The organism is Asticcacaulis sp., assembly GCF_051956075.1.
Taxonomy (GTDB): domain Bacteria; phylum Pseudomonadota; class Alphaproteobacteria; order Caulobacterales; family Caulobacteraceae; genus Asticcacaulis.
In genome coordinates this window covers 106,651-119,842 of the sequence record NZ_JBQCGA010000013.1, presented here as the reverse complement: position 1 = coordinate 119,842, position 13,192 = coordinate 106,651, and the positions used below count along the sequence as shown (strand labels likewise).

The 13,192-nt window shown below is 62.5% G+C and carries 14 protein-coding genes and 1 tRNA gene; 9 read left to right on the top strand and 6 right to left on the bottom strand.

The annotated features are described in order from the left end of the window. The first annotated feature begins 4 nt into the window (after window positions 1-4). Window positions 5-580, top strand: a complete 576-nt coding sequence (locus ACTHLA_RS03995) for a hypothetical protein (protein WP_440185705.1) — start codon at window positions 5-7, stop codon at window positions 578-580. 208 nt (window positions 581-788) lie between these two features. After that, window positions 789-959: a hypothetical protein gene (locus tag ACTHLA_RS03990; protein ID WP_440185703.1), complete on the top strand. Its 171-nt coding sequence runs from the start codon at window positions 789-791 to the stop codon at window positions 957-959. Here ACTHLA_RS03990 and ACTHLA_RS03985 read toward each other — a convergent pair. After that, the gene (locus ACTHLA_RS03985; protein ID WP_440185701.1) at window positions 952-2,838 is read right to left on the bottom strand and encodes a S9 family peptidase; all 1,887 of its coding nucleotides are present in this window, start codon (window positions 2,836-2,838) and stop codon (window positions 952-954) included. The two genes, ACTHLA_RS03990 and ACTHLA_RS03985, sit on opposite strands and share 8 nt — an antisense overlap. A 215-nt stretch (window positions 2,839-3,053) precedes the next feature. Between ACTHLA_RS03985 and ACTHLA_RS03980 the strand changes: the two genes are divergently transcribed. Then, window positions 3,054-3,260, top strand: a complete 207-nt coding sequence (locus tag ACTHLA_RS03980) for a hypothetical protein (RefSeq protein ID WP_440185699.1) — start codon at window positions 3,054-3,056, stop codon at window positions 3,258-3,260. Between the two features lie 2 nt (window positions 3,261-3,262). After that, on the top strand, window positions 3,263-3,634 hold the full coding sequence (locus tag ACTHLA_RS03975) for a YbjN domain-containing protein (protein ID WP_440185697.1): 372 nt from the start codon (window positions 3,263-3,265) through the stop codon (window positions 3,632-3,634). Here ACTHLA_RS03975 and ACTHLA_RS03970 read toward each other — a convergent pair. Together ACTHLA_RS03970 and ACTHLA_RS03965 are read right to left on the bottom strand one after the other, a co-directional pair. Further along, window positions 3,631-5,112: an alpha/beta hydrolase family protein gene (locus ACTHLA_RS03970; RefSeq protein WP_440185695.1), complete on the bottom strand. Its 1,482-nt coding sequence runs from the start codon at window positions 5,110-5,112 to the stop codon at window positions 3,631-3,633. The two genes, ACTHLA_RS03975 and ACTHLA_RS03970, sit on opposite strands and share 4 nt — an antisense overlap. An 86-nt stretch (window positions 5,113-5,198) precedes the next feature. Then, complete coding sequence (locus ACTHLA_RS03965; protein ID WP_440185693.1) at window positions 5,199-5,927, bottom strand: glycine zipper 2TM domain-containing protein; 729 nt, start codon at window positions 5,925-5,927, stop codon at window positions 5,199-5,201. 178 nt (window positions 5,928-6,105) lie between these two features. Between ACTHLA_RS03965 and ACTHLA_RS03960 the strand changes: the two genes are divergently transcribed. Further along, window positions 6,106-6,552, top strand: coding sequence for a hypothetical protein (locus ACTHLA_RS03960; protein WP_440185691.1), 447 nt, complete (start codon window positions 6,106-6,108; stop codon window positions 6,550-6,552). Window positions 6,553-6,628: 76 nt separating this feature from the next. Continuing rightward, the gene (locus ACTHLA_RS03955) at window positions 6,629-7,447 is read left to right on the top strand and encodes an NAD(P)H-hydrate dehydratase (protein WP_440185689.1); all 819 of its coding nucleotides are present in this window, start codon (window positions 6,629-6,631) and stop codon (window positions 7,445-7,447) included. Between the two features lie 73 nt (window positions 7,448-7,520). Here the strand turns inward: ACTHLA_RS03955 and msrA are convergent, their stop codons facing one another. Next, the gene (gene msrA, locus ACTHLA_RS03950; RefSeq protein WP_440185687.1) at window positions 7,521-8,156 is read right to left on the bottom strand and encodes a peptide-methionine (S)-S-oxide reductase MsrA; all 636 of its coding nucleotides are present in this window, start codon (window positions 8,154-8,156) and stop codon (window positions 7,521-7,523) included. Window positions 8,157-8,295: 139 nt separating this feature from the next. On the opposite strand from msrA, the gene ACTHLA_RS03945 reads away from it, so the two are divergent. Both ACTHLA_RS03945 and ACTHLA_RS03940 read left to right on the top strand, forming a co-directional pair. Then, a tRNA-Ser gene (locus ACTHLA_RS03945) sits at window positions 8,296-8,385 on the top strand. A 330-nt stretch (window positions 8,386-8,715) separates the two neighbouring features. After that, window positions 8,716-9,180 carry a hypothetical protein gene (locus ACTHLA_RS03940; RefSeq protein ID WP_440185685.1) on the top strand — a complete coding sequence of 155 codons (465 nt, stop codon included), beginning with the start codon at window positions 8,716-8,718 and terminating at the stop codon, window positions 9,178-9,180. A 277-nt stretch (window positions 9,181-9,457) separates the two neighbouring features. Here the strand turns inward: ACTHLA_RS03940 and ACTHLA_RS03935 are convergent, their stop codons facing one another. Both ACTHLA_RS03935 and ACTHLA_RS03930 read right to left on the bottom strand, forming a co-directional pair. Continuing rightward, the gene (locus ACTHLA_RS03935; protein WP_440185684.1) at window positions 9,458-9,805 is read right to left on the bottom strand and encodes a DUF1304 domain-containing protein; all 348 of its coding nucleotides are present in this window, start codon (window positions 9,803-9,805) and stop codon (window positions 9,458-9,460) included. A 73-nt stretch (window positions 9,806-9,878) separates the two neighbouring features. Continuing rightward, complete coding sequence (locus ACTHLA_RS03930) at window positions 9,879-11,945, bottom strand: AsmA family protein (protein WP_440185682.1); 2,067 nt, start codon at window positions 11,943-11,945, stop codon at window positions 9,879-9,881. Window positions 11,946-12,064: 119 nt separating this feature from the next. Between ACTHLA_RS03930 and ACTHLA_RS03925 the strand changes: the two genes are divergently transcribed. Further along, window positions 12,065-13,036, top strand: a complete 972-nt coding sequence (locus tag ACTHLA_RS03925) for an esterase-like activity of phytase family protein (RefSeq protein WP_440185680.1) — start codon at window positions 12,065-12,067, stop codon at window positions 13,034-13,036. Window positions 13,037-13,192 lie beyond the last annotated feature (156 nt).

Sequence of the window (13,192 nt, the reverse complement as noted above, 5' to 3'; positions counted from 1 at the left end):
CCCGATGGAGTCTATCGAGACAGGCCGGGAGGAACTGACGCCGCTGGAAGCGCGGCGGGCGCGGTTGCGCGCGCTGGCCGACAAGTTGCTGGACACGCTTGAAGGCCTCGACGCGCCGGAGACGCATCTCGAAGCCGACCGCGCCGCCAAGGCCTATATCTCGGCGGATCGCATGTTCACCCTTCTGTTTCAGGACGCCGGACGGCGGACGCTGGGCGGCGGGATCAAATATGCGCCCGACTATGCGCCGGGCGCGGCGGACAGAGTCGGCGTCTCGCGACCGGGTGTGGCTGTTGAAGTAAGAACCCCCACCACCAAACCGCCTGCGGCGGTTCGGTCCCCCTCCCCGAATGCGACGCATTCAGGGAGGCATAAGGAAGGTGCGCTTCTCCCCGTCGATGAACCCGAAACGGATGAGATCGACGAGGACGACGAATATGAAGGGCTGGACGAGCTGCTGCCGCTCGATGAGATCATGCGCGAGGTCGAAGCCAAGACTGGCGGAAAACTGTTCGAGACCGAGGGCCTGACCTGGCGCAGCCTGATGACCCAACTCGAAAACGGCCAATTGCCGCCGTGAGAAAGTAAGAAACCCCACCACCTTCTTATCTTATGCCTCCCCAGTTCACTGGGGTCGAGCGAGGCGAAAGTATAGCTTTCGCCCGCGAGGGGACCGAACCGCCAAAGGCGGTTTGGTGGTGGGGTATCTTCCTGTCTTTCTGACTTTCTTACATGCCGCGCCCCGACCCGCATCCGGCCCTTATGCCGGATATGCGAAACTGCGCGCCATGCCGAACCCTGCCGACACAGCCGTCAATGCGGAACGCAAGGACGAAGACGCCGATCCCTTCCCCCCGGAAGGGACCGACGAAAAGACCGTGCGCCCCGAAGACGACCGCCCTTTAACCGAGGACGAAGCCGTCAAGGCGACGCAGAAGGCGCTCAAGACGCCTACTTAAGATACGTGTCGAACCAGGCCAGTTCGCGGTCGGCTATGTCCTTGCGGTCATTGGCGTCATAGATGCCGTGGCCCTGATCCGCATAGATGACCAGCGAGGTCGGCACGTTCATCGCCTTTAAACCCCGGAAGAATTCCAGCGACTGCGCCGCCGGGCACTCCACGTCCAGCTCGCCGACATAGATAAAGGTCGGGGTCTGGGCGTTCTTGATATAGCGGATCGGCGACAGCTTGTCGTAGATCGCCGGGTCGTCATAGAAGGACGCGCCAAAGAACGGGATCATCCAGGTATTGATGCCGTTCTCGCCGTAATAGCTCGACCAGTTGGCGATGCCCGCGCCCGCGACCGCCGCCTTGAAGCGATGGCTCTGGGTCACGGTCCACATGGTCATCAGCCCGCCATAGGAATGGCCCATAATGCCGAGGCGGTTATCGTCCACGGGGGCCTGCTTTTCGATGGCGTCGATCCCGGCCAGAATGTCGCGCAGGTCGCCGCCGCCAAAGTCGCGCTTGTTGGAAAGGACAAACGCCTCGCCCTGACCGTAGGAGCCGCGCGGGTTCGGCTCGAAGACATAATATCCGGCCTTCAGCAGGTCGGCCACCGTGCCTTCGGTGGCGAAACCGGGCGTATAGGCCGCCGACGGCCCGCCATGCACGATGGTGACCATCGGGTACTTTTTACCCGGCTCGATATTCGCCGGGGCCATTAGCCAGCCCTGCACCGAAAAGCCTTCATTGCTCCAGGTGATGCTCTTGGCGGTATAGGCGGGCTTCATGGCGTCATTGTCGTGGGTCAGGACCGTCATGGCTCCCAGCGCCCCGGCCTCGATATGCGAGGCGACGGAGAAGGACGACACCACCGCGGCCGAGGTCTTGCCCGCCGCGTCAAAGTCCATGCCGCGCGCGCTGACCTCGGCGTGCGAGATGACAGTATAGGTCTTCTTCGCCGGATCGAGCCGCGCCACGCCGGTCTCACCGCCGGTGATCAGGGTGGCCACCGGACCGGACTTGGTCAGGGTCAGGCTGGTGAAGGTGACCTTGGCGCCCGGCGTCACATCCACCGGCGCGCCGCCGTCGAACGGTACGGAATAGACATCGCCGCCGACCGAGCCGAAATCGCTCATCAGGCCGCCGATGACATAGACCGTCTTGCCGTCGGCGCTGATGCGCGGATAGTTCATCTGCATGTCCGGCGCGGCGATCACGCGCTCGGAGCCGTCAAGGCCAAGGCTGACCAGCTTGGCGACCCACCAGTTGGCGTCGCCGTCGCCCTTGGACGAGGTAGCGACAAAGCCTTTGGAGTCCGGCGTCCAGTCGTACTCATAGACCCAGGAATCGTCCGGGGTCACCAGTTTGAGGTCGCCGCCGCTGACCGGGACCACGCCGATGCGCTGCTCGTCAATGACCTGGGCGACGTCGATCTCGCCGACCTGACGCGCCCCGGCCTGGGTGGCGCCGACCTGCTTGTGCGGATTGACCACGGCCAGCACGGCGAGGCTCTGCCCGTCCGGCGAGAAGCTGGGGTGCGCCATCAGGCCCTTGATCGTGGTCAGGGCCGTCGCCTTGCCGCCGGTGATGGCGTAAAGCGTCACCGTCCCGGCCTTGGCGTCCGAGGCGACGACAGCCAGCGTCTTGCCGTCCGGCGACCAGGCCGTGTCGGTATAGCGGCAGGTCTGGCACGGATCGACGGTCGCGCTGACCGCGCCCTTGAGATTGCGCAGGGTGACGACGCCGTGCGGCTTTTTATCGCCGCCGCTCACGCTCTCGACCGTGGCGATCTTATCGCCCGCCGGACTGAGCGACAGGGCGCCATAGCTGTGAACCGAAGTGGCGGGCGCGGCCTGCATCAGGGCGGCGGCGGCGAGGGCGGCGATAAACATGCGGTCTCTCGTAAGATCGTAACGGAAGCCGCGACTGTTGCGCAGGTTTGAAACCGTTTCAAGCGAAAGCTTTTGGCGCCCGACCTGATGTCGCCTCGCCACAGCCGAGCGCGAAAACAATCCACAGGCCCGCAAACGGCCCTATCGTCATGGAAGCATGATTGACGGCGCCGGTTAACCATGCCCTCCTTGTCGTAACAAAGGGGGCTTTGTCGATGGATCTGTTCCGAAACCGCGATCAGCGTCTGGCGACGCGCGCCGCCGGCATGTGCCGCAATCTGTGCGAAGACATAAAGGCCGACGACCTGAACGCCTTGGCGCGCGCCGACGCCATTCTGGACGTCAAGGCGCGGGTCAAGCTCGACTTCGGCAACACGCTGCGCGTTCAGCGTCCCATCGCCGCCAAGCGTGAAAGCGCCTGACGATGAAGATCAAGGAGGCCGCCTTTCTCAGCCTGGCCAGCCGCTGCGGCTTCGGACGCTTCGAGCCGCACGCCAATGCGCCCAGCGCCTACAACTTCTACACCGGAGACTACCGCTGCATCCTGTTCCTCGACATCCACAACGGCCATGTCCGCTCCGGCCAGTTGTTCGTCGGCTTCGACCTCAGCGTCAACGAACACCAGGTCAATGTCTGGAACCGCAACAACCGCTTCGTCAAAGCCTACCAGTCGCCGCACGGCCTGCTGGCGGTCGAACTGGACCTCCTGTCCGGCGTCGCCAATGAGGACGGCCTGCGCGAGGTCTTCACCCTCTGGTCGATCCAGTTGTCGCGGCTCGGCGAGGTGTTCGGTTAGGGCAGTTGGCTCTCCCGGCCCATGTTTTTATCCGCCCACTTGATGAAATACGGCATATTGGGCGTGTCGGTGTGGCCGCCTTCGTGCTGACGCCAAGCCAGTTGGCCGTCCAGCAGATCGGTCCCGATCGGCGGCAGGATGGCGGTCTTGCCGTCATTGCCGACGCCGAGGTCTTTGGCGCCCAGAAGCTTCCACACCGCCCCCGCCTGCACCGTGGCCATATAGCTGCCCTGCTGGTCCAGCCACAAGGCGTCCCCGGCAGCGGGATTGCCATAGGAGATAAAGGTCAGGCGCGGCGCGCACAGGGCAATCAGCTCCGGCGACTCCACCGGCAGGTCGTTCGGGGTCTCCGGCCCGGCATATTTGAGGAAATTGCCCGCCATCCAGTGATATTCGCCTTCGCCAGCCAGGCTTTCCACCGCCTCGCCGAAATGCCGTCGGAACGGCGCCGCCCCGCCCTCGCCCGATGAGCCGACCAGAACCATGTAGAAGCGCGGATCAAAGGCCATCGTCACCAGGGCCGCCTTGCCCCAGCGCGACACGCCTTCGACGCCGACATGCCTGGCATCGACCTCCGGGCGGGTTTCGAGATAGTCGAGCGCCCGCGACGCGCCCCAGGCCCAAGCCCGCAGCGCGCCCCACTGATCCGGCGAACGCGGTTGTCCCCGGTTGGTCAAACCTATGATACCCTGTCGCAGACCGTCGCCGCTATCGGCTTGGATCGAGGCGGTGTCGAGCAACAGAACGCCCCAGCCGTCATGGATCAGATCCTGCACGCGCTGTTCCGGCGGCGGCGGCGGAAAAGCGCTTGCCGGGGCGATGCGATAGCCCGGATGCTGCGCAAAAATCTGCGCCAGCGACGGATCGCGCGCGACCAGCTCGGCCTTGAGCGCGTCGTTGACGCGGTCAAGATCGGCGCCGGACGGACCGCTTGGCGCCGGAAAGTTGGCGGCGCCGAACATGATCAGCAGGGGGACGTTTTTGGCGCCGGCAGGAAGGATCAGCATGGCCTGCATATCGACGCTGATGGCCGGATCGGCGCGGTTATCGACATGACCGACCAGCTTCGTCGCGGTGACGGCCTGAAAGCCGCCGCCCGTCAGCCAGAACTCGTTTTCCGAACCGGTTTCGCGCCAGCTCACCATGGGGACGGTGTCGAGGATGCGGCCATAGACCTCGCGCTCGAACGCTGCGACAATCTGCGGACGGCGCTGCGTCCACCATTGCTGCGGCGTTGTGACCTTCGAGCCGTCGGGAAAGGTCAGGGCGTCCGGCCAGTCGGGGTAGGGATTGGCCTTCGCCTCATCGTTATTGGCGGCGTCCGGCGCGGACGGATCGCCACTGGGGCCGGGACGCAGGGTCTTGATCCCCAGTTGCTGCATCATCTGCTGATGGTCGTCATGCGCCGTGATCTGCGCAGCGCATGGTAGCGTTATCACTGACAGGCCCAATACGGCTGCGGTCAACACGGTCTTCATGGCGTCCTCTCCCTGTCTTTATAGCCAAGAGGTCGCATGAAACGCCGGATATGAAAAGGGGGAGCCGAAGCTCCCCCTCCTATCGTCTAGCGGTTGTTCTGGTTGTCATCGACATGCCAGGCGCCGCGCGAGTCGCGGTAGCCATAGGTCACGTCGCCGGTGTGCCATTGGCCGCGATCATCCTGCCAGCCATAGGCGCGCGGCTGGCCGACATACCAGCGGCCCTGATCGTCGCGGAAGCCTTCAGTCCGTTGCCCGTAGCCATTATTATAGCGGTTGTCGTTGTTATACCCGTTATCGCCATAACGGTTATCATTATAGCGATTGTCGTTATACTGGCCGCCGTTGTCATAACGGTTCTGGTTATTGTCGTAATAGCCGCCGCTGTTGCTGTCCGAATAACCGGAGGGCGGCGAGGTGTAGACGCGGTCATAATAGTCGCCAGTGGTCGGGCGCTGCTTGAAATACAGCACGTCATAGCCGTCCGGCGCCGCCGGGGGCGTATAGTAGCGGCCATTATAGGCGTAATAGGCGCCGTTATAGCATTTGACCGAGGACTTGCCGATCTGAGAGCCAACCACGCCCCCTGCAACCGCGCCGCCGACCGCGCCAAGACCGCGTTCGTTCTTGGAGATTTGCGACCCGGCCAGACCGCCGACAATGGCGCCGATAATGGCGCCGTTCTTCTGCGCGTCCGACTTGCGGGCGTAGCAATAGCCGTCATAGGCCTGGGTCGAATATTGCGCGTGGGCGGCCGGAGGCGCGCCAAGCGAAAGGGCCGCAGCCGCTGCGGCGAGAATGAGTTTCGAGGACATGAGCGTCTCCTTTTCAGGCGCCTTACGCGCTGACCAGCATCAGATGGGTATGCGCGTATAAATTAGCAATGCGAAGGTATCATGCTGCACCCGATATGAACCGGTCATGAATACAATGGGGCGCGATTGCGGCGGCCCTGTGGACGAAGAACGAAAGCGGGCATAATGATCAGACGTGATGTCGAAACCTCAGACGCGCAGCTTAACCCTGGCTGAAATCGTCGCCCTGCCGGACGCCCTGCCTGCGCGGGCGGCGCGGTTGGTTGACGCCGAGCATTGGGCGTCGAGGCTGGCCAGGCTGATCGGTCGCGGACCGCAGATCGTGGTTCGAGGACAGCGAATCTTCTGGCCCGGCGCCCCGGACGATATGAGTCGCGATCCGGCGCTTCTGGCCCTGCTGGCGCATGAACTGACGCATGTCTGGCAATATGCCGATGGCATGACCTTGCTACGTTACCTGTGGCGCGAAAGGGGCGTTTACGCCTACCGGCTGGATGGCCGCTCATTCCCAGCCTATGGCTACGAACAGCAGGCGGCGATTATCGAGGACTGGGTTCGGCTGTCGCATGGCCTAAGCCCGCGCTGGCAGGCTCCGTCGAACAGCGTCGCCTTGCCACGACCGTAAAGCAACTCCGCCCGCTTGCCTTCACGGCGCGCGCCTTGTCATAATAAATTGCAAACCGAACAGGAAACCGCTGGATATGGACAATTCGCCCGCGCTCTGGGATCTGCCCGCCTTGCGCCGCGAGGGTAGCAAGTACGATCGCGGCCACTGCGTCGTGCTGGGCGGACCGGCGGCGCAGACCGGCGCGGCGCGCATGACGGCGCGCGCGGCCTTGCGCATCGGCGCGGGCCTCGTCTCCATCGCCTGCGATCCGGGCAGCCTGATCGTCTATGCGACCGCCTTGCAGGCGGTGATGACGAAGGTTGTGAAAGACGCCGACGCCTTCGCCGATCTGATTGCGGACCGGCGGATCACGGCGCTTGTTCTGGGACCGGCGGCGGGCGTTACCGACCGCACGCAGGCGATGGTTCTGGCGGCGCTGGCGACCGAACGGCCCTGCGTCCTCGACGCCGACGCGATGACGGTGTTTCAGGACGCGCCGCAAAGCCTGTTTGACGCCATTCGCGGCCCCGTCCTATTGACGCCGCACGAGGGCGAGTTCGCGCGTCTATTCAGTCAGGCGACGGCGCGCGAAACAGACGCCCTTCGCGCTGCCAGAGCCTCCGGCGCGGTCGTGCTGCTCAAGGGCGCCGATACGGTCATCGCCGCTCCCGACGGCCGCATCGTCGTCAATCGCGACGCGCCGCCGACTCTGGCGACCGCAGGCTCAGGCGACGTGCTGGCCGGACTGGCGGGCGGGCTGATGGCGCAGGGCATGGCGCCGTTCGAAGCCGCCTGCGCCGCCGCCTTCATCCACGCCGAAGCCGCGCGCCTGTTCGGCCCCGGCCTGATCGCCGAAGATTTGAGCGAACAGGTTCCGGCGGTGTTGCGCAGTCTTGGAGCGATGACAGGATGACATCCGATCGGCGCTCCAAGTCTTTGCCTTGTCGCCCCTGTACACAAATGAAGCCCTTTTTTGGAGAAACGCTTTAAATAGCGCAGACCACACCGGAGCCTTTCAGGCCGCAATAGCCATCGGGATTCTTCTCCAGATAGCCCTGATGATAGCCTTCGGCGAAATAGAAGGGCTGGCTGTTCGGGGCGAAGATTTCGGTGGTGATCTGGCCCATGCCTTTTGCGTTCAGGGCCGACTGGAAGGTTTCGGCGCTTTGCAGGGCGGCTTCATACTGCGCCTCGGTCGAGGGGAAGACGGCGGAACGGTACTGCGTGCCGACATCATTGCCCTGACGATGGCCTTGGGTCGGATCGTGGTTTTCCCAGAACACCTTGAGCAGGTCTTTGAAGCTGACCTTCTTCGGGTCGTAAACGACCAGCACGCCTTCGGTGTGGCCGGTCTGGCCGGTGCAGACCTCCTTATAGGTCGGATTGGGGGTGTAGCCGCCAATATAGCCCGCCGCCGTGACATAGACGCCCGGCAGGCGCCAGAACAGACGCTCCACGCCCCAGAAGCAGCCCATGCCGAACACCGCCGTCTCCAGACCCGCCGGATACGGGCCTTTCAGCGGCGTGTGCAGCACGATGTGGGTTTCATCGGTCGGGATCGCTTCGATGCGCCCCGGCAGGGCGTCGGCTTGAGCGATCATGCGGGTCTTGAGGCCGAACATGGGACTTACCTCGCGAAAAATGGGTTGGGAGCAACTATACGCCTGGGCCGGATATATGGTTACAAAAAAAGCCGGTAAAAGACCCATTTCAACGCTTGCGTCTTGGCGCGGCCCCGCTATAAAGGCCGCCTTCTGCGATGGACAGGTGACCGAGTGGTTGAAGGTGCACGCCTGGAACGCGTGTGTAGGGGAAACTCTACCGAGGGTTCGAATCCCTCTCTGTCCGCCATTAAAAAAGCCCGCCAATCGGCGGGCTTTTTTAATGGCGGAAACGGGGTTCAGAACCGCTCGGCAGCCAGCCTAATGCGGGTTCGAAAACCGGAGCGCGGCAGCGCGCAGGTTTCGGGGGAGCGCAGCGCAGACAACCCCTCTCTGTTCGACATTTGCCATAATAATTTGATTTTTTGATTATTTTTTAATTTAGGCTGCTATTATCATAAAGGTTCCTACAAAACTCGTCCCTAAAATATTAGTGGTATCGGTGGCTAATACCGCTTATTTTACTCCACGCTGATTTAATAGTTGCGAATACACTTTCTATGCATCTGAGGAGGCCACAATGATGGGAGTTGTAGCGCTGGTAATGACACTACAAAGTGTAAACGTCGCGCAAGGTAACCAAACACCCACCGTTCAACAGTTGGCAGAGTCTACGCAAGATTTTTATCCAATCGGCTATGGTGTATTGGACAATAGTCAAGTTGACTATTTTCTAATGAGCTCTTTGTCCATTCCGAAGCAGGGCACTACTCGCGCTGCCGTTTTGGTGAACGTCCGAGCTGACGACAAAACTACTTTTCAAGAGATAGAGCTATTTTCAGTCAATTGTACTGGCCGCAACGCGACCGAAACATATCGGTTAGCATATCGAAACGGCGAGCAGTTGGATTTAGCAGGACAGCCAAGCAAGGACGATGTTTCGCTACTGTTACCTTACGTCCAAAGCGGAATGATCTCACAGATTTGTTCTGGTGCATTTCCATCAGTCCAAATTTCTGGAAAAGACCTCTCCTATTTTAGGTAAGCAGCCTGACATTAGCGCTCTTGCCAGCCACGAATGACAGTTCGCACGTTCATTCAAACGAACGAATCCCATGAGTGTCGTCCGGTTCTGAAAATTGGGTAAAGGGTACCAAGTACCTGTACGGGTACAGATTTTCTCAATCCCGCGATGATTTATCAAACTCAAAATGCACCTCAACAGCCTTGCGATATGATTTCCCCGCTTAAATCATACCAAGGGTTGCAAACGGAGCACCCCAGCGCACAGGTTCGGCGAAGCAAAACGCAGCCAACCCACCTCACACCTTCACAAACACCGCCACCAATGCCAGAGCCGCCGGGAGGGCTTGCACGAACAGGATGCGGCGGCTGGCGGTCAGGGCGCCGAACAGGCCTGCGATCAGTACGCAGACAAGGAAGAAGACCTTGAAACTCAGCGATCCGGCGACAAGCCCATAGATCAGGCCCGCCGCCAGAAAGCCGTTATAGAGTCCCTGATTGGCGGCCAGAACCCTGGTTGAACGCGCAAACGCCTCGCTCAGGCCGAAGGCGCGCCGACCCATCGGCTTGTCCCATAGCGCCATCTCCAGAACGAGAATGTAAATATGGATAGCGGCGACGAGGCCGATAAGAAGATCAGCGATCATGGACAGGCTTCCTCAGTCGGGCGGGCGCATCATGCGCCCGTGCGGCGACTGTAACCTTGAGTCGCGCTTGCGCCTACTTTTTCGGCGCGCCGTGCTGATGGGCGACGGCTTCGAGGGCCGCGCAATTGGCGTCCGGGGCGCCATTCAGATTGAGGAAGGGCAGGATGGCCAGACCGCCGCTGAGCGCGCCAAGCGCTGCGCCGACGCCGCCCTGCGCCAGAGCCGGAGCGGGATTGACGCCGAAGCTGGGCCGGGTCAGATGGCCGCCGATCACGATCGGCGCATTCAGATGCACGAGGCGGAACTTCTTGGCCTTGCCCTTGAAGACCAGTTTCAGGCTCTCATCCCGCATGTCGATGCGGCCCGAACCGTTGACGACAACCACCCCCGTGTCGAAGACGATGCGCTGAGCGGTCATAACACCGTCCTTGACCGCGAAATCCGCGATCGCGCAACGCACATCGGTCTGGTGCGGGTCTTTGGCCAGCAGCATGAACAGGCCCTTGGTGGCGTCCACCCCCATCAACTCGGCCAGGCTTTGCCGCACCGTTCCGCCTGACATGACCAGCGCGAAGCGGCCATTGGCCGTGCTGGCGGCGTCATGCACGGTGGCGCCGCCGCCCGTGGCGCGCAGGCGGGCGCTGATGCGGCCTTCGATCGGCGCAGCGCCCTGAAATTGCGGCGTGAACTGCTGCACGGCGATGTCGCTGACGGTGAAATCGACGCTGTTTTGCTGCACTTTGCTGCGCGCGTCGATTTTCGCCGCCCCTTTCAGTCGGCCCTGCGGGAACTGGAAGGCGATGGGGTCGAGCCTCATCAGGCCATGATCGAGTTTGACGCCGAGATCGACGCCGCGCAGCGGCAGGTTCGGCGAGGCGTTGACGCTTTGCGCCCGGTAATGCACGTCGGCGTCCATGCCGCGCACCCGCGCGACGTCGAGCGGAACGTCCGGCAGCAGGCGGCGCGCGGCGGCTGTGGGTTTGGGGCTGAGCGTGACCGTCGCGCCCTGCGGCGCATTGGCCGAGGTCGCGCCGAACAAGGCGCCGAGATCCTTGAAATCGAGGCGTTTCGAGGTCAGGTCGCCGCTGAGGTCTGGGCGACCGTCGCGGTCCAGCACCACCTTGAGCGCGCCTTCCAGATCGCTGTGGCCGACGCGGCCATCAATGCTTCTGATCTGATAGGTCCGGTCGTCGCGGCGCACCTGCGCGCTCAGGCGGTAGGCGGGCGTATCCGGCAGGGTCAGGCCGGTCAGATAGTAAAGATCGGCCAGATTGCCGCCGCTGACCGTCACGGCACCCTGCAACTGGCCGAGATCGAACGGGTGCAGCACTTGTCCCTTGGCGACAACCTGCGTGCCGCCCGCGCGCACCGTCATGTCGAACGGATAGGGCGTCCCGCTATGCACGTTCAGCAACGGGCCGCCTGTCGCCTTGACCGTAAAATCCTTGCCGTTCAGGCTACCATCGCCCATCAGCCCGAACGCCTGACCGCCCGCGTCGGCCTTTTCATGCGCCTCGACGGTTCCGCTGAAGCGCATGTCGCGCGACAGACTTTCCATGCGGATGCGGCCGTCATGGATGATGAAATTCTTGATCAGCGGCAGGCGCGCCGCCTGGCCCTTATTGGCGCCGTTGCTAAAGTCCCAGTTGGCGTGACCGGCGCCGTCCTGAAACAGGACCACGTCCGGCTTATCCGCCTGAACGCGCGGCAGGACGACATGGCCGACCAACAGGGGCAAAAGCTGGACGCTGGCGCTCAAAGCGTCGATATGGGCGAGATCGTCTTTCGGCGCGTCCTTGACGAAGTTCCTCGGCTGGCCGACGCGCAAGTCGGCGACAGCGGCGGACGGGGTGAAGCTGAACAGATGCACGCGCAGATTTCCGGCGATGGCCACCGGACGATGCAGTTTTGCCGAGACGAGGGAACTAACCCCGCCGCGCGCCCAGTTCCAGTTGGGTTGCGCCAGGAAAACAAAGACCACCAACACGATCAGGACCGCCGCGCCGAGGAGCAACCGCATCAGCAAAGACAGGCCGCGCCAGGTCGCCGCGACCTCGCCGCCAAACCGACGCAGCGACTCGCGCGTCCCTTTCGCCGCACGGGCGGACCAGGCGCGTATCGCTTCAGGATCGGGCCGCATCGCATGTGCCATGCGCCATTATGTTTCGCGACGTGTAAAAACGCGCTGTTGAAAGACGCCCTGCGCATAAGGGCGCCGGTAACTTGCGCACGGCGACGCAGGGTCGTAAGCCTTGCCGCATGCGTCGCCTCATCGTCCTTTTTGCGCTTTTGTTTGCGGTCCCGGCGCGGGCCGAACTGCACCCGTACCTGCAAAAGGCCAGCGTGACCTTCCGCCCCCTGCCCGCCGCGACGCAGACCGCGCCCGCCAATCCAGATGTGCGCTATGTCGGCGGCTTTGAACTGGAGGCGCACGATACGGAGTTCCTGACCGGCCTGTCGGACCTCCAGCTTTTCCCGGACGGCGACGGTTATCGCGCCGAGGCGATCAGCGATTACGGCGCCATCGCCCTGTTCAATTTGAAGCCGGACGGCAAGGGCGGGTTTCGCGGCAGCGATTTGAGCGTCGATCCGCTGCGCGACGAGGACGGCAAACCCTATTACGACAAGCAGCTCGGCGATTCCGAGGACATCGCCAGCGACCCGAAGACCGGCGCGCATTACGTCTCGTTCGAGGGTTATCAGCGCGTCATGCGTTATGCCGACTGGCATGGCCGCGGCGAGACGCTGCGCTTAAGCGGCCTGCCGCCGTTTCCGTCGAACGAGGGCATGGAGGGACTGGCCTATATTCGCGAAACAGGCGGCGACTCCCTGCTGATCGGCGTCGAAGCGGGCGGCTTCTGGCGCTGCGCGCTCAAGGACGGCGCCTGCCGCGAAGTGCGCGCGCCGGAGCCGCCGGGGTTTCTGTACAAGATGGTGTCGCTGGCCGTGCTGGACTATGACGGCCACGATCACGACATTCTGGCGCTGTACCGCTATTATGACCCGTTCAACGGGCCGCGCAACATCCTGCGGCTGATGAGGTTGAGCGGCGATGAACTCGTCCTTGAGACGACACTGCTCAAGATTGCGCCGCCCCTGCCCTACGATAATTTCGAGGGCGTGTCGGCGGCGCCGACAGCGGATGGCTATCGGCTTTACCTGATCAGCGACGGCCTGCATCCGCAGGACAGGCCGAAACTTCTCGTCTTCGACTGGAATACGTCGCGCTGATCCTTGACGGCCTTATGGTTAATCTGGTCGCGACCTACCAGATATGGTATAGAAGGAAAACGGAACGAATCAACATCACTGATTCGTACATGGTTTGTTGCCGTCTCGTTCAGCGGGGCGGTCACGACTCGTTTACGAACGCACGATTCGCGCTTT

Excerpts from the sequence above, each read along its gene's own strand:
- ACTHLA_RS03995 (WP_440185705.1), top strand. The coding sequence starts at position 5 with ATGGAGTCTATCGAGACAGGCCGGGAGGAACTGACGCCGCTGGAAGCG.
- ACTHLA_RS03990 (WP_440185703.1), top strand. The coding sequence starts at position 789 with ATGCCGAACCCTGCCGACACAGCCGTCAATGCGGAACGCAAGGACGAA.
- ACTHLA_RS03985 (WP_440185701.1), bottom strand. The coding sequence starts at position 2,838 with ATGTTTATCGCCGCCCTCGCCGCCGCCGCCCTGATGCAGGCCGCGCCC.
- ACTHLA_RS03980 (WP_440185699.1), top strand. The coding sequence starts at position 3,054 with ATGGATCTGTTCCGAAACCGCGATCAGCGTCTGGCGACGCGCGCCGCC.
- ACTHLA_RS03975 (WP_440185697.1), top strand. The coding sequence starts at position 3,263 with ATGAAGATCAAGGAGGCCGCCTTTCTCAGCCTGGCCAGCCGCTGCGGC.
- ACTHLA_RS03970 (WP_440185695.1), bottom strand. The coding sequence starts at position 5,112 with ATGAAGACCGTGTTGACCGCAGCCGTATTGGGCCTGTCAGTGATAACG.
- ACTHLA_RS03965 (WP_440185693.1), bottom strand. The coding sequence starts at position 5,927 with ATGTCCTCGAAACTCATTCTCGCCGCAGCGGCTGCGGCCCTTTCGCTT.
- ACTHLA_RS03960 (WP_440185691.1), top strand. The coding sequence starts at position 6,106 with ATGTCGAAACCTCAGACGCGCAGCTTAACCCTGGCTGAAATCGTCGCC.
- ACTHLA_RS03955 (WP_440185689.1), top strand. The coding sequence starts at position 6,629 with ATGGACAATTCGCCCGCGCTCTGGGATCTGCCCGCCTTGCGCCGCGAG.
- msrA (WP_440185687.1), bottom strand. The coding sequence starts at position 8,156 with ATGTTCGGCCTCAAGACCCGCATGATCGCTCAAGCCGACGCCCTGCCG.
- ACTHLA_RS03940 (WP_440185685.1), top strand. The coding sequence starts at position 8,716 with ATGATGGGAGTTGTAGCGCTGGTAATGACACTACAAAGTGTAAACGTC.
- ACTHLA_RS03935 (WP_440185684.1), bottom strand. The coding sequence starts at position 9,805 with ATGATCGCTGATCTTCTTATCGGCCTCGTCGCCGCTATCCATATTTAC.
- ACTHLA_RS03930 (WP_440185682.1), bottom strand. The coding sequence starts at position 11,945 with ATGCGGCCCGATCCTGAAGCGATACGCGCCTGGTCCGCCCGTGCGGCG.
- ACTHLA_RS03925 (WP_440185680.1), top strand. The coding sequence starts at position 12,065 with ATGCGTCGCCTCATCGTCCTTTTTGCGCTTTTGTTTGCGGTCCCGGCG.